The organism is Kitasatospora sp. NPDC057965 (assembly GCF_042887135.1).
In the GTDB taxonomy this organism is placed as follows: Bacteria; Actinomycetota; Actinomycetes; order Streptomycetales; family Streptomycetaceae; genus Kitasatospora.
In genome coordinates this window covers 113,901-129,133 of sequence record NZ_JBHVPZ010000013.1, presented here as the reverse complement: position 1 = coordinate 129,133, position 15,233 = coordinate 113,901, and the positions used below count along the sequence as shown (strand labels likewise).

The following is a 15,233-nucleotide window of genomic DNA, read 5'->3' as shown; positions in this document are numbered from 1 at the left end:
CGACGACCGACCGGCCCGGGGGACATCTGCACCCGAACCGGGGCGATCGGCTTCGATGGGTCAATTCCATTTCACACCACTCGGACCCGGACTCCGGGTACATCCGATGTTATGCGAACGTTCCGCCTACGCTCTGGCCCGAGGCGATCGCGACTGACTACGATCAGCGCCGCCGTGATCGCCTATCGCTCTTCGGAGAAGCCATGCGTCGCTTATGTCTCTTTCTGTCCTTCATATTGATATTCGGGCTCATAGCCCCCATCGAGCAGTACTGGGGCGGCGGCATAGCCATGGCCGCCCCGTGCACGAATGACAAGAACTGGGAAATCGGACAGAGCGGCGAGGCCAAGCGCTGCATCAACGGGTACGAGTACACGACCCGACGCCGGTTGAAGAAGGCGCCCGGGTGTCTGCAGGCCGGCCCGCCCGGGCTGGTGCTGCGGCGGTCGTCCTGCGGCCAGGGGGTCGAGGCCATCGGCCAGGCCCGCGCCGTCAAGTACCTCAGCGACAGGCTGGAGACGCCTAGCCTGGGGACCATCAGCCCGAACGTCCAGTGGGAGATGCAGCTGCCCGACAGCAAGCGCCCGGACATCGTGGTGTACGACCGCACCAACGCGGGGGCCGGAGTCGACGTCTACGAGGCCAAGACCACGGAGAACAAGGACTACGCGGACTGGAGCACCCAGGTCGACGGGTACATCCAGCACTTCCGCGGCCAGGGCATGACGGGCGTCCGGCGCGGCACCGTGCTGAACCGGTGGGGAACCTACCGGGACGAGTTCCAGGTGTGGGACTCGAAGGAGACCTGCAAGACGTCGGCCGGTGAGAGCGGCTTCACGCGGCGCACCTACGTCGCGACCTCGCCGCAGGCCGGGCTGCTGCACATCGAGGAGGAGCCGGACAAGGCGGTGTGCGACAAGGACCGCGTCCAACCGCCGGCACCCCCGATCACCCAGCCGTCGAGCCAACCGACGGCCTCGCCGTCCAGCACACCGACCGCGGAACCGACCACTCCCCCGGTCCCGCCGGTACCGGTACCGGTGCCCGCGGAGCTGCTCCAGAAGATCGAGGTCCTGGTCCGGGACGGCGTCCCGCAGAACGTGCTCGCCGCGGGGGGCGCGACCGTCGTCGCCGCCACGCTGATCTCCGAGCTGGAGGCCTGGCTCGGCACGGCGGCGGGCGCCGCCTTCCTGGCGGAGGTCGGCCTGACCGCGCCGGCCGCACTCGCCTTGGGCGGAGTGGCCCTCGCGACGCTGATCCTCTGGTACGTACTCGACCACTACGGCGCCCACGCCAACGGCGATCCGCACATCGCGACCGTCGACGGGCTGAACTACGACCTCCAGTCGGCAGGCGAGTTCCTGCTCGCCGAGTCCGAGCGCTACGGCTTCACGATCCAGGGGCGTTTCACTCCGCTGTGGGCGGACAGCAACGTCTCCACGGTGAGCCGGGTCGCGATGGACGTCAACGAGCACCGCGTCGAGTTCGACAACAACGGCTTCACCCTCGACGGCAGCCCGTACACCCTGCAGAGCGGCAAGCTGCTCTCACTCGGCGAGGGCACCTTCGTCACCCGCGACTCCTCCAACCGCTACCTCGTGACCTGGCAGGGCGTCGGCGGCCCGGTCTTCGCCTGGTCGTACGGCAAGGCCAGCCTCTGGGTGCCGCCGTCCGCGGACAGCGACCTGGTCGGGCTCTTCGGCAACGCCGACGGCAACCCCGCGAACGACCTGCGGTACGCCAACGGCACCCAGCTGCCTGCCAACGCCTCGGCCACCCTGCTCCACAGCGACTACGCCGACTCCTGGCGCGTGACCGGCGAATCGTCACTGTTCACCTACGGCCCGGGCCAGAGCACGGCGACCTTCACCGACCTCACCTTCCCCCGCTCGATCGTCACCTGGCACGACCTCGCGCCGGACCAGATCGCCCTGGCCTCCGCGCAGTGCGAGGCCGCAGGCGTTCCGGCGGGCCCCGCCTTCAACGGCTGTGTCCTCGACCTCGCGCTGACCGCCGACACCCGGTTCGCCACTTCGGCGGCCCAGCGCAAGACCGTCGGCACCGATCCGCAGGCCCGTGGCGTCAACGCCTCCGGCGACCTGGCCACCGACTTCGAGGGAAGCTCGCTGCCGCCCAACCTGTCGCCCGCCAGGCTGGCCACCGACCCCGGCACGACCTCCTTCGCCGGCCCCTTCACCAGCACCGAGTCCTACCGCTCCTACGTCCAGGGCCTGCCTCCGCACCTCGGCGGCACGCTCGCGTTCGACCTGCTCGCCATCGGGGACTGGACCTCGGGCACCGAGGCCAAGACGATCACCACCCGAGTCGACCGCGGCAGCCCCACCGTGACCGTCCCAAGCAACCTCACCCCGACGGCCACCGGAACGCTCTCCGGGAACGTGCCGTATGCCAGGTACCGCGTGACCGTGCCGTTCACCCACGGCAGCAGCCAGGCCGAGTTCACGGTCGCCGCGACCGGCATCAGCGGCATCGGCGGCCAGGCGTTCGGCATCGACAACCTGGCCCTGCACATCGAGGCCGTCCCGGCGCAGTCCTTCACCACCACGCTCCCGCTCACCGTCTCCGACGGAGTGCCCGGACCCGGCGCGGGCAACCTGGAGAACGCCGCGGCCCAGGACGAATACCGGTTCGACCTCCCGGCCGGCTCCGCGGTCTACGTCCGGCCGACGGCCTGCCCGAGCGGGAACGCCAACCTGCGGTGGAGCCTGCTGACACCCGGCGGCGCCACCGCCGGCTCCGGCTACGGATGCCAGGGCGGCGAGGTGCGCGGCCTGGCGGCCGGCACCCACCGGCTGGCGGTCACGGCGCAGAACGACGCCGCCGGACCGTACGCGCTGAAGGTGACAGCCATTCCGGCCGACACGACCGCGACCGCTGCGACCGACGGCACGGCATCGCGACTGACCGTCAACGCCCCCGGCCAGAACGGCGGCTGGAGCTTCCAGGGCACCGCGGGCCAACGGGTCTACCTCGACCTCTCCGACGGCACACTGGGCGACTTCGACGCCCAGGTCTCGGTCCTCAAGCCGGACGGCTCGACGCTCCTGGCCTCACAGTACTGCGGCACCTCCTGCGGGTTCGACACGGCCACCCTGCCGGTCGACGGCGCCTACACGGTCCGGTACGACCCGCGGGCCGCCTCCACCGGCTCCCTGACCGCGCGGATCTTCACCGTCACCGACGTCACCACGACCATCTCCGCAGACGGCACGGCCTCCCGGCAGACCACCACCGTGCCCGGCCAGAAGGCCGTCTGGACGTTCAACGGCACGGCTGGGCAACGGGTCTCCGTGGGCCTGTCCGACGGGACGATCACTGACATCGCCGCCCGAGCCTCCCTGCTGAAGCCCGACGGCAGCGTGCTCTCGACCTCCTACTGCGCCCCGGCCTGCGTATTCGACACCGCCGCCCTGCCGACGACCGGCGTCTACAAGCTGGTGTTCGCCCCGGAGGGCAACCGGGTCGGCTCACTGACGGCGAAGCTATGGACGGTCCCGACGGACGTCACGGCCGCCCTCCCGCTGGACGGCACCTCGTCGGCCTTGACCACGACGGTACCCGGCCAGAACGGTGTGTGGACGTTCGCCGGGACGGCCGGGCAGCGGGTGGCCTTCGGGTTCAGCGGCGGAACGCTCGACTCGCTCAAGGTCCAGGTCTCCGTCCTGAAGCCGGACGGCTCGGTCCTGCACGCCCCACGCTACTGCGGCCCCACCTGCACCATCGCCACGACGTCCCTGCCGGCCGACGGCACCTACCGGATCCTCTTCGACCCACTGGGCACCGCCGTCGGATCGATGACCGCCAGCGTCTCGGCCGACGTCATGCGCCAACTCGTGACCGACGGCACGGCATCGACCCTGACGACCACCGCGCCCGGCCAGAACGGCGCGTGGACGTTCACCGGAACCACCGGCCAGCGCGTCTACATCGACCTCTCCGGCGGCACCTTCACCTCCACGAAGGCCGAGGTGTCGGTGCTGAAGCCGGACGGCTCGACGTTCCTGGCCTCACAGTACTGCGGCACCTCCTGCGGGTTCGACACCACGGCCCTACCGGCTGACGGCACCTACACCGTCGCCCTGCGCGCCTCCGGCGGCGTCGCGGGCTCACTGACGGCGAAGGCATGGACGGTCCCGGCGGACGTCACGGCCGCCCTCCCGCTGAACGGCACGACCAGCCGGCTGACCACCGTCACCCCGGGCCAGAACGGTGTGTGGACGTTCGCCGGGACGGCCGGGCAGCAAGTGGCCTTCGGGTTCAGCGGCGGAACGCTCGACTCGCTCAAGGTCCAGGTCTCCGTCCTGAAGCCGGACGGCTCGGTCCTGCACACCCCACGCTACTGCGGCCCCACCTGCACCATCGCCACGACGTCCCTGCCGGCCGACGGCACCTACCGGATCCTCTTCGACCCGCTGGGCACCGCCGTCGGATCGATGACCGCCAGCGTCTCGGCCGACATCGTGCGCCAACTCGTGACCGACGGCACGGCATCGACCCTGACGACCACCGCACCCGGCCAGAACGGCGCGTGGACGTTCACCGGAACCACCGGCCAGCGGATCTACATCGACCTCTCCGGCGGCACACTGGGCGACTTCAACGCCCAGGTCTCGGTCCTCAAGCCGGACGGCTCGACGCTCCTGGCCTCACAGTACTGCGGCACCTCCTGCGGGTTCGACACCACGGCCCTACCGGCTGACGGCACCTACACCATCGCCCTGCGCGCCTCCGGCGGCACCGCCGGCACACTGACCGCCAAGGCGTGGACGGTGCCCGCGGACCCCACGAACACGGTCACTCCGGACGGCACGGCCAACCGGGTCACCACGGCCACCCCGGGACAGAACGGCCGGTGGTCGTTCAGCGGAACGACCGGCCAGCGCGTCTTCATCGACCTGTCCGCCGGCACGCTCGATTCACTCAAGGCCAGGGCGTACGTCCTCAAACCGGACGGCTCCGTGTGGCGCAGCGGTCAGTACTGCGGTGACGCGTGCTTCTACGACACCCTGGCGCTGCCGGTGGACGGCACCTACACAGTGGTCTTCGACCCACAGGGCTCCGCGGTCGGGTCGCTCACGGCCAAGGTCTGGTTCGTTCCGGCCGATGCGACCGTGCCGCTCGCGACGGACGGCACGGCGGCCGCGCTGAACACTGTGGTGCCGGGGCAGAACGGCGTCTGGACGTTCAGCGCCGGAGCCGGCCAGAAGGCGGCGTTCACCTTCTCCGCCGGCGTCGGCGGCGGCTCCTACGGGGCCAGGGTTTCGGTGCTGAAGCCGGACGGCTCCGTGCTGCTGTCCCCGCAGTACTGCGGGACGTCGTGCACGTTCGGTGCCACCACCCTGCCCTCGGCCGGCCGGTACACGGTGCTGTTCGACCCGCAGGGCGCCGCTACCGGCTCGCTGACCGCGAAGCTCGCTCTGACCGGTTGATCCCCGCCCCGCCACCCCGGGCCGACCGGCCAACCGGCCGGTCGGCCCGGCCTACCTCCGAGGGAACGATGAAGAAGATCCGAGGCTCCGTGGTCGCCCTGCTGGCAGCCGCCGTCGCCTCCGCACTGACCGCGTGCGGCAACGGCGGCAGCGGTGCCGTGCCGACGGTCACCGCTCCGGCGAGCCCGAGCAGCGCCACCCCGTCCGGCGAGAACAGGTCCGTCGTCCGCGGCTTCGAGCCCGTGCCGCAGGCCGGGCTGGACGCGTACCTCGACGACCTGCGGCTCGTCGACCCCGCACTGGCGGCCAACGACGTCGACGCGTGGACCGAGGGGATCCACCTCTGCTACTACTCCTTCGCCGGCCGGTCGCAGGCCGAACTGGTCGCCTCTGCGAACACGGCCTTCGCCACCGAGCGGGGAGAGGCGGTCCTCACCGCCGCGCGGAAGCACCTCTGTGGAGTGCAGGGTGTCCGTGACGCGTGGGAGCTGTACAAGCCCACCCCGTCCTGACCTGCCGGCTTTCGGATCGGAACGGCCGAGCACGGCCGGAGCATGCGGGCACGCTCCGGCCGTGCTCGCCTGCTTTCCTGGCGGGATCCGGCTGCCTGGAGGGAGCGAGCCGGCCGGCGGTGCAGGGGAAGGCGCCAGGGCGGATCCAGGGCGCGCAGAGGGGGCGCACGGCCGGGGCCCATTTAAGCCGTTCGCGCTCCGGCTGCCCGCGTGCACGACCGTGCGCGCGGGCGGGCAGCCACTGGAACCGCCCGTGGATGCTCGACCCGACGGGCCGGTCTGCCGATATCACCGGCGGCACTTGCTCGCGCGTCCTCCTGGAGGCACCTTCCGTGACCTGGCTCCGCGTCCTGGCCGCCCTCGGCATCCTCGCCGCGGCGGCGAGCGCCCTGCTCGTCTTCGCCCTCTGCACGGCCGCGGCCCGCGGCGACCGCACCACCCGTGACACCCCCGGCGGCGATCTGCGGTCGGACGCCGAGCGTTCCGGGCTGATCCGCCGCACGGGCGGCGACAGCTGAGCCGGAGAACGGCCGCCCCGAGGGTCCGCCGAAAGGCCCGTCGGATGGTTCGGCCCCGGTTCTCCGTCGACACGAGGACACAAGGTGTCCTATGGTGAACAACGTGTTCAGCGGTCGGCCCCCCGGCCGCGGGACACCGGCGTGCCGCCCTGCCTCCCCCGGGGCGCGGGCAGCACGCGGCCCCCACCCGGACGAAGGAGAATCCCGGCATGGCCGACACCATGACCACCGCCAAGGCGGAGCTGGTCGACCTCGCACAACGCAGGATGCGCACCGCCATCCCCGACAACGGCTGGACCATCCGTCAGAAGCTCGCGCTCACCTGCCGGATCCTGTTCGACGCCGGCCATGACTCCGGCCTGGCCGGACAGATCACCGCCCGCGCCGAACAGCCCGGCACCTACTACACCCAGCGGCTCGGACTCGGCTTCGACGAGATCACCGAGGACAACCTGCTGCTGGTCGACGAGGACCTCGAAGTCCTCGACGGCGAGGGCATGGCGAACCCCGCCAACCGCTTCCACAGCTGGGTCTACCGGGCCCGGCCCGACGTGAACTGCATCATCCACACCCACCCGCCGCACATCTCGGCGCTGTCGATGCTCGAAACACCCCTGGTCGTCTCGCACATGGACCTCACCCCGCTGTACGACGACTGCGCCTTCCTGCCCAGCTGGCCCGGCATCCCGGTCGGCAACGAGGAGGGTGAGCTGATCTCCGCCGCGCTCGGCGACAAGCGCGCCCTGCTCCTCGCCCACCACGGCATGCTGGTCGCCACCGGCGGCGTCGAGGAGTCCTGCACGCTCGCCGTGCTCTTCGAGCGGGCCGCCCGGCTCCAGCTGCTCGCCTCGGCGGCCGGCCGGATCCAGGAGATACCCGAGGCACTCGCCCGGGAGGCCCACGACTGGACCTCGACCGACAAGCGCAGCCAGGCCAACTTCGGCTACTACGCCCGCCGCGCGCTGCGGGCCGGTCACGGCGACGCGCTCAGCGTCGCCGGCGCCCGCACCGAGGGTGGTGTCTGAGATGGCCGGACTCGTCCTGGAGGGGATCATCGCCTACCCGGTGACCCCGTTCACCCCCGGCGAGGCGGGCGGCGTCGACACCGCCGCCCTCACCGCCCTCGTCGACCGGCTGATCGACGCCGGCTGCCACGCCATCGCCCCGCTCGGCTCCACCGGCGAGAGCGCCTACCTGGACGACCAGGAGTGGCACACCACCGCCGAGGCCGCGCTCTCCGCCGTCGCCAAGCGGGTGCCCGCCGTGGTCGGCGTCGCCGACCTCACCACCCGCAGCGCAGTACGGCGCGCCCGGTTCGCCGAACGGGCGGGCGCGGACGCGGTGATGGTGCTGCCGCAGTCCTACTGGAAGCTCGACGAACGCGAGGTGGTCCGGCACTTCACCGAGGTCGCGGACGCCGTCTCCGTCCCGGTGATGATCTACAACAACCCGGCCACCAGCGGCATCGACCTCTCCCCCGAGCTGATGGTCTCGCTGGTCGACCGGGTGGAGAACATCACCATGGTCAAGGAGAGCAGCGGCGACGTGCAGCGGATGCACCGGCTCGCCCAGCTGACCGACGGCGCGCTGCCGTTCTACAACGGCAGCAACCCGCTGGCCCTGGAGGCCTTCACCGCCGGCGCGGCCGGCTGGTGCACCGCCGCCCCCTGCCTGATCCCGGGCCCGGTCCTGGAACTCCACCGCGCGGTGCGCGCCGGGGACCTGGACACCGCCCGCGAGGTGTTCTACCGTCAGCTGCCCGTCCTGGAGTTCATCCTCCGCGGTGGTCTGCCCACCACCGTCAAGGCCGGCCTGGCCCTGCTCGGCCTCGACGCGGGCGCCCCGCGCCGCCCCCTGCTCCCGCTCGACGAGCCCGGCACCGCCCGCCTCGCCGAACTCCTCGCCACCATGGCGTGAGGCGTCGGCACGCACCGGCACGCGGCCGTGTGCGACGGTGGCTCCGGGCCACCGCCGCACACGGCTTCACGCATGCCCCGGGGTACACCGGGTGGACCGGCTCACCCGAAGGGGTTGTACCGCTTCCAGGGCTTCGACTGGGCCAGACTCACGAGGGCCGATCCCGCACCGACGACGGCCCGTGCCCCCCTTTCCGCCGCGGTCGCCGCGGCCTTCCCGCCGGCCTGCGCGAACGACGTGACCGCCCGTCCCTTCGCGAAGAAGACGGTCTTCAGCGCGTACCCGGTGAGGGCCGACTTGAACTCGCTACTGGTCCAGCCGTACCCGTATCCGGTCAGCACGATGCTCACCCCGCCCAGGGTCATCGACGTGAGACTGAGGTACCCCGCGGCGGGCGCGGTGAACTCAGTGGCCAGTGCCAGCACCGACGCGACTCCGAAGTAGAGGCTGAGCTCCTGGGTGTACCCGGCATACGCACGCGCCTTGGCCTTGAGGTCATCGCCGGATCCACCCGAGCTGCCCGGTCCGCCCTGGTGGGCGAGCACCTGGATGACGTCGTTGCGCGCGTTGTCGGCAGGATCGACGTGGTTCGCGGCGTTCTGGCGGGCCTGCTCGGCCGCCCTGGTCGCCGCCGCCACCGCCTCCTCCCCGCGCTTCCGCTCTTCGATGGCCTTGGCGGCATCCGACGCCTTCTGAGCCTCCTCCTTGCTCCTGCCGGCCGCCTCCGAGTCCCGTCGGGCGTCTTCGGCCGCCGCGTTGGCCCTGCTCGCCGCAGCCACCGCGCTGTTCGCCGACGCCGCGGCCTGGTTCGCCGAGTAGTTGGCCTGGCGGCTCGCCAGCCTCGCCGTGACCGAGGCGTTCCTGGCCTGCTGGGCCGAGGACGCCGCCGCGGCGGCGGAGACGTCGGCCTCCGCGGCCCTGCGCCGCGCCTCGTCCGCGTAGCCCTTCGCCTCCGAGGCCGACGCCTGCGCCCGGTCCGCCCACTGACCGGCCTCGGCGGCCGCCGAACGGGCCCGGGCCGCGACCACGGACGCCTCCGCCGCGTTCTGGTTCGCCAGCGCCGCGACCTGGGCGGCGCTCGCGATCAGCGCGCGCACCGCGGCCACGTGGGTGGCGGCGTCCTGGTCGAGCTGGGCCGCCCGGTACTGGCCCCAGTCGACGAAGTCGCTCTGCATCGAGGCCGGCCCGGACAGCACGACCTGGCCCAGTGCCTCCACGGCGGGACCGCCCCTGCCCATGGCGGTGAGCGTGGCCACCCGGTCGTCCTCGGCCCGCGCCTGCCAGTAGCCGGTGGCCAGGAACTCGCTCAGCGCCTTCGGCGACGCGTCGCTCAGGACCCTGTTCCCAGCATCGACGACCGCCCGGCCCCCGGTGCTCATCAACTTGAGGACCCGGACCCGGTTGTCCTCCTCCTGGACGGAGTAGACGTCCTGGGTGAGGAAGGTCTGGATCCGCGCCGGACTGCCGGCGGCCAGCGCCCGCTGGGCCGCCTCCGCCAGACGCGGGCCACCGAGCGTGGAGATCAGCAGGGTCTTCTCCCGGTCGTCCTGCTGCAGGGCCTTCGGATACTCCGACGCGGCCCAGCCGATCACCTCCTCGTCGGTACCGCCGAGCGCGGTCTGGGCGGCACGGCTGGTCCACGCGCCGCTGCTGGCCAGCAGGTTGACGGCGGCCCGGCGGCCCGCGCCGGCCGCGGCCTTCACGTCGACGGTGGGATCGGCGGCCCGGGCGACCAGCTGTTGCGTGGCCGTGTCGACGGCGGCCGCCTGCGTCATCGCGACCTCCCGCGCCTTCTCCTCCTGCTGCTCGCCCTCGCGGAGCTCCGCCGCCTCCTCGACGCTCGCCCTGGTGTCGGCCGCGAGCTGTTCCTGCTCACTCTCCCGGGCGAGCTTCTCCACGTTCTGCGCCACCGTCACCGCGTTGCCGGCCGTCTGGGCGGCCGCCAGCGCCGCGTTGGCGTGCTCGGTCGCCTTGTTCGCCCAGTCCTGGGCGTTGCCCGCCTGGCCCACGGCGTCCTCCGCCGCCCGCGCGGCGTTCTCCGCGTGGGTGGCGGCCCCGTTCGCGGCCGCGTGGGCATCGCGGGCGGCCGAAGCCGCCCGGGCCGCCAGCGAGTTGGCCCGCTTGGCGGCCTCGTCGGCCGAGGCGGACGCACGGCGGGCAACGGCAGCGGCCTCCGCCGCCCGCCGAGACTGCTCCGTGCTCTGATCCGCGAACCGGCCGGCCGAGGCCGCCGCATCCGCGGCAGCCGACGCGTTCCGCCCGGCGCTGGCCGCGGCGTCCGCCGAATGACCGGCCTCCGCGCTCGAAGCGGCCGCGTGCAAAGCCGCTTCCGCGGCGGTACGGGCACCGGCCGCCGCCGCACGTGCGGCCTGCGCCGCGTTCCGGGCGGCCTGGGCCTGACCGGCGTCCTGACGGGCCGCCGAGGCGGCCTGGTAGGCACGGGTGGCGGCCTGCCCGGCGGCAGCGGCGGCACTGGCCGCTCCCCGGGCCGCGTTCGCCGCCGTCCGGGCAGCGGCCACCGCCGTGTTGGACGCCTGGATCGCGGTCCGGGCGGCATTGGCGGCGCCCTGCGCCGCCTCGGCCGCCCGGTTCGCGGCCTGCCCCGCCTTCACCAGGTCGTCCTTGGCCGCGGCGGCCTCCGCCGCCGCCTTCTGCGCGGCCTCCTTCGCCAGCCGCGAGGCCTCCTCCGCCTGTTCGGACGCCGCCTTGGCCGCCTCGGTCTGCGCCTTGGCCCGTTCGCCGGCCTCCGTCGCCACGTCGACGAGTTGGCTGATCGTCAATGTCTCCTGGTCCCGGGCCCGGGCCAGCTCCAGCCCGGTCTCCAGGAAGTCCGCGATGTCGTCGGCCGTCCCGTTCAGGGCCCGCTGCGCGAGCTTCTGCACCTCGGGGCCGGCGGTCGCCAGGATCTTGACGACCCGGACCCGGTCATCCTCCTCGCGGGCCTGCGCGAGGTCCGTTTCGAGGAAGTCCGCCAACGCCTTGGCGGAACCGTCGTTGAGCGCCCGCTGCCCCGCGTCCTGGACCGCGCTCCCACCCGTGGACATGGCCTTGAGGACCGCCACCCGCCGGTCCTCCTGCAGCGGATCCCGAAAGCCGGTCAGCACGAACTCGTGCAGTTGCGCGTCCGAGCCGTTCAGCGCCTGCTGGGCGGCGGCCCGGACGCCGGGGCCGGCGAAGGCGAGCATCTTGAGGACCGCGAAGCGCTCGTCCTCGGTGGTCGCCCGCTGCAGGCCGGTGGCCAGGAACTCGGTGATCGCGCCATCGCTGCCGACCAGCGCGGCGGCCGCGGCATCGCGGACCGCCGACCCGCCGGCCATCCACGCCTCGACCACCTGGGCACGCGCGCCCACCGGCAACGGCGGCGGCCCGGGATCTGCGGGGACCGCCCCCGCCACCGTCGTTCCGAAGACCGCCATGGTCAGCGACAACGCCGTCACCGCGGTCAACCGAGCGCGCACTTGTCGCGCACGCGAAAGAGTCGGACTCAATATCTTGTTGATCATTTCTCCTCGACGCCTCGAAAAGGCCCGACGGCCGGGCCGACTGCCCGCGGAATCATCCGAAACCGCTTTCGCACAATTACACAGGCCACGGGGGCAAGGAATGGAGAACGAATTCGGTGGACATCTGACGAGCCAAATCGAGGAGCCTGCCGGGCAGTCGGTCGACACCGCCCTGATGCCCAATGAACAGCAGAAATGCATGGAAGATCGGATTCCCCAGGGAATACCGGCAGGACCGTTCCGCGGGCAATCTTGGCCGGAATGCGACCCTTTTCCGAAGCCGTCCCGCCGTGATACCAATTGAGGCCGCCGATCCGATGGCAAAAAGATCGACCACGAGCCCGGACGGCCCAGCCGGCGTACTTCGCGCACGCCGCGCCACAGACCCGTGGAACTCCGCCCGAGGAGGCCGAATCAACATGAAGGTTCTGTTCCGCTGCCTGACCGCCGGCACCATCGCCGGTGCCGTCGCCCTGATGGGCCTCACCGCGGTCGGTGCCGCCCCGGTGCCCGCCGCGGCCGGGACCGCTGCGGACGACACCCCGCCGCCGGCGGTCGAGGACTTCGCCTACCCGCAGGCCGACAAGATCTTCCAGGAGCGCGGCATCAGGCTGAAGAGCGGCGATGGCCACATCGTGCTCACCACCTGCGACGGCCGGCCGGGCCTGCTCATCGTGGAGGCCCGGGGCATGACGGCCACGGACCCGGTCGGCCGTGGCCGCTTCTGCTTCCTGATCACCGGCACGAGTGGCCGCCTGAGCCTGGAACTCCCTTCCGTCTACAGCGCCTTGGGCAATGACTACGCCGTGCGGCTCGACATGCGGACGGGCACCGAGGACAAGTCCTTCGACGTGCAGAAGAACAAGTGGACGTGGGTCGGTGAGACCGCCGACCCGCAGAACCGCGTGTTCACCCTGCTGGAGATCACCGCAAAGGCGTGACCCCGCTCTCCTCGGCCACCGCCTTCGGCCCGGCAAGGAAGGAAACCACCCCATGTCCCGCTCACGCACACGCTCCACCTGGATGACCGCCCCCGTCACCGCCGCCACCCTCACCGGCGCCCTGCTGTCGGGCACTCCGGCGAACGCCGTCATCGGCGACACGCCGCCCACCGGCTCCTACGCCTTCACCGCCAAGCTCGACATCGGCGACGGCCGACGCGCCTGCAGCGGCGCCCTCGTCGACCCGTACTGGATCATCACCGCCGCCGGCTGCTTCGCCGACGACCCCGCCCGGCCGACAAACGTCCCCGCCGGCCCACCCGCCCTCAGGACCACCGCCACCATCGGCCGCACCGACCTCACCACCACGGCGGGCCAGGTACGCGACATCGCGGAACTCGTCCCCCGCACCGACCGCGACCTCGTCCTGGCCCGACTCGCCACCCCGGTCACCGACATCACCCCGCTCGCCGTGGCCACCACCGCACCCACCACCGGCGAGGAGCTGCGGGTGACGGGCTTCGGCCGCACCGCCACCGAGTGGGTGCCCGACAAGCTCCACAGCGCCCTCTTCACCGTCGGCGCAGTCGACCCGGCCGGCCTGGCCATCACGCCGAAGGCCCCCGCCGATGCTGCCGTCTGCAAGGGCGACACCGGCGGTCCCGCACTGCGACAGCTCGGCGACCGCTACGAACTCGCCGCCGTCAACAGCCGCTCCTGGCAGAACAACTGCCTCGGTGCCACCACGAGCACCCGCACCGGCGCCTACGACACCCGGGTCGACGACCTCGGGGACTGGATCGGGCAGACCCTCGCCGAGTGGGCCGCCCAGCTCACCGGCCGGTCGACGGGCCGGAACACCGTCTACAACCCGGAGACCAGGACCGCCGAGATCTTCACACTACGGAGCGACGGCGCCCTGATCCACTCCTACAACACCGACGGCGCGGGCTGGACCGGCTGGTACGTGCTCGATCCCGGGGCGCGGTTCGTCGGATCCCCGAGCGTCATCCACAACCCCGTCACCCACACCCTCGACGTCTTCGCCATCGGCACCGACGGCTCCCTCTACCGCGCGACCTGGAGCGGCGCCACCGGCTGGAGTCCCTGGATCATGACCGGCACCTGGAAGTTCGTCGGGTCCCCGACCACCGTCTACAACCCCGACACCAAAACCGCCGAGGTCTTCGCCCTGCGCTCCGACGGCGTGATGGCCCACCTCTACAACACCGACGGCGCGGGCTGGCACGGCTGGTTCACCATCGACGGCGGAGGACGGTTCCTCGGCTCGCCTGCTGTCCTCCACAACCCCGTCACCCACACCCTCGACGTCTTCGCCACCGGCACCGACCGCTCCCTCTACCGCGCGACCTGGAGCGGCACCACCGGCTGGGGCCCCTGGACCGCGACCGGCGCCTCGTCGTCCGGCGCCCTCGCCACCGTCTACAACCCCGACACCAGGACCGCCGAGGTCTTCACCCCGATCGCCCTCGGCATGATGGGCCACCAGTACAACACCGACGGCGCAGGCTGGTCCGGCTGGTCCGTCATCGGCCCCGTACGACAGTTCACCGGTGTGCCGGCCGTCCTCCACAACCCCGTCACCCACACCCTCGACGTCTTCGCCACCGGCACAAACGCGACGGTGTACCGCGCGACCTGGAGCAGCACCACCGGCTGGGGCCCCTGGACCGCGACCGGCGCCCGGACGTTCGGCGGCTCTCCCTCCGTCGTCTACAACCCCGTCACCAGGACCGCCGAGGTCTTCGGCCTGGGGACCGACGACGTCATGGCCCACACCTACAACACCAACGGCGGCGGCTGGTCCGACTGGTCCACGGTCGGCTGACGGCATGCCCCGCCCCTCCCCCGTTCCCACCCGGCCAGGAAGGACCGTCCTCCGACGACTCGCCCGCACCCGGGCTCCGGCCGGACGACCGGGCTGGTCGGCGCCGCCACCCTCACGGGCGCCTGCACGGCCATGTTCCACCTGCGCCACCACGACGGCACCGTGACGTCCTTCATGCTGGGCGACGGCGGCAACTGGAAACCACTGGCCGGGTGCTGGACGCACAAGGGCTACGAGACGCCGGGGCTGTTCGACCCCGGCACCGCCACCTTCCGCCTCCTGAACTCCGTCCACGACGGCGACGCCGGCATCACCTTCAGGTTCGGCGACCGCGGTGACACGCCGATCACCGGCGACTGGAACGGCGACGGCACCACCCGGGTCGGCGTCCACCGAGCCGCCGGAAGCGTCTTCCGCTTCCGCGGCGCCGCGCCCGACGGATCCGACACCTCGGTCGCCTACGGCGACAGCGGGTTCCCCGTCACCGGCGACTGGAGCGGCAGCGGCCGGTCGGCCCAAGGCATCGTGGTCCCCGGCCGCTGA

The 15,233-nt window shown here is 72.1% G+C and carries 10 protein-coding genes; 9 read left to right on the top strand and 1 reads right to left on the bottom strand.

Features of this window, described 5'->3' with window-relative positions; genetic code table 11:
* Positions 1 to 236 precede the first annotated feature (236 nt).
* From ACFVVU_RS18770 to ACFVVU_RS18750, 5 genes are all read left to right on the top strand, one after another.
* Positions 237 to 5,450, top strand: coding sequence for a pre-peptidase C-terminal domain-containing protein (locus tag ACFVVU_RS18770; RefSeq protein WP_387790998.1), 5,214 nt, complete (start codon positions 237 to 239; stop codon positions 5,448 to 5,450).
* A 68-nt stretch (positions 5,451 to 5,518) separates the two neighbouring features.
* The gene (locus ACFVVU_RS18765) at positions 5,519 to 5,962 is read left to right on the top strand and encodes a hypothetical protein (RefSeq protein WP_380689713.1); all 444 of its coding nucleotides are present in this window, start codon (positions 5,519 to 5,521) and stop codon (positions 5,960 to 5,962) included.
* Between the two features lie 332 nt (positions 5,963 to 6,294).
* Positions 6,295 to 6,480 (top strand): hypothetical protein, encoded by a 186-nt coding sequence (locus tag ACFVVU_RS18760; protein ID WP_380689715.1) that lies wholly within the window; start codon positions 6,295 to 6,297, stop codon positions 6,478 to 6,480.
* Positions 6,481 to 6,689: 209 nt separating this feature from the next.
* The gene (locus ACFVVU_RS18755; protein WP_387790997.1) at positions 6,690 to 7,505 is read left to right on the top strand and encodes an aldolase; all 816 of its coding nucleotides are present in this window, start codon (positions 6,690 to 6,692) and stop codon (positions 7,503 to 7,505) included.
* A gap of 1 nt (position 7,506) precedes the next feature.
* Positions 7,507 to 8,397, top strand: a complete 891-nt coding sequence (locus ACFVVU_RS18750; protein ID WP_387790995.1) for a dihydrodipicolinate synthase family protein — start codon at positions 7,507 to 7,509, stop codon at positions 8,395 to 8,397.
* 101 nt (positions 8,398 to 8,498) lie between these two features.
* Here the strand turns inward: ACFVVU_RS18750 and ACFVVU_RS18745 are convergent, their stop codons facing one another.
* Positions 8,499 to 11,834 (bottom strand): ALF repeat-containing protein, encoded by a 3,336-nt coding sequence (locus ACFVVU_RS18745; RefSeq protein WP_387791112.1) that lies wholly within the window; start codon positions 11,832 to 11,834, stop codon positions 8,499 to 8,501.
* Positions 11,835 to 12,000: 166 nt separating this feature from the next.
* Here ACFVVU_RS18745 and ACFVVU_RS18740 point away from each other — a divergent pair, with 166 nt between their 5' ends.
* The 4 genes from ACFVVU_RS18740 (at position 12,001) to ACFVVU_RS18725 (ending at position 15,233) form a co-directional block, all read left to right on the top strand.
* Positions 12,001 to 12,204: a hypothetical protein gene (locus ACFVVU_RS18740; protein ID WP_387790994.1), complete on the top strand. Its 204-nt coding sequence runs from the start codon at positions 12,001 to 12,003 to the stop codon at positions 12,202 to 12,204.
* A 115-nt stretch (positions 12,205 to 12,319) separates the two neighbouring features.
* A complete protein-coding gene (locus tag ACFVVU_RS18735; RefSeq protein WP_387790992.1) occupies positions 12,320 to 12,841 on the top strand; it encodes a hypothetical protein in 522 nt (173 codons plus the stop codon).
* Positions 12,842 to 12,893: 52 nt separating this feature from the next.
* Entirely contained in the window at positions 12,894 to 14,690 is a 1,797-nt protein-coding gene (locus ACFVVU_RS18730; RefSeq protein WP_387790990.1) for a trypsin-like serine protease, read from the top strand.
* Between the two features lie 132 nt (positions 14,691 to 14,822).
* Complete coding sequence (locus ACFVVU_RS18725; RefSeq protein ID WP_387790989.1) at positions 14,823 to 15,233, top strand: hypothetical protein; 411 nt, start codon at positions 14,823 to 14,825, stop codon at positions 15,231 to 15,233.

Coding starts and splice junctions, on each gene's coding strand:
- ACFVVU_RS18765 (WP_380689713.1), top strand. CDS start 5,519: ATGAAGAAGATCCGAGGCTCCGTGGTCGCCCTGCTGGCAGCCGCCGTC.
- ACFVVU_RS18755 (WP_387790997.1), top strand. CDS start 6,690: ATGGCCGACACCATGACCACCGCCAAGGCGGAGCTGGTCGACCTCGCA.
- ACFVVU_RS18750 (WP_387790995.1), top strand. CDS start 7,507: ATGGCCGGACTCGTCCTGGAGGGGATCATCGCCTACCCGGTGACCCCG.
- ACFVVU_RS18740 (WP_387790994.1), top strand. CDS start 12,001: ATGGAGAACGAATTCGGTGGACATCTGACGAGCCAAATCGAGGAGCCT.
- ACFVVU_RS18735 (WP_387790992.1), top strand. CDS start 12,320: ATGAAGGTTCTGTTCCGCTGCCTGACCGCCGGCACCATCGCCGGTGCC.
- ACFVVU_RS18730 (WP_387790990.1), top strand. CDS start 12,894: ATGTCCCGCTCACGCACACGCTCCACCTGGATGACCGCCCCCGTCACC.
- ACFVVU_RS18725 (WP_387790989.1), top strand. CDS start 14,823: ATGTTCCACCTGCGCCACCACGACGGCACCGTGACGTCCTTCATGCTG.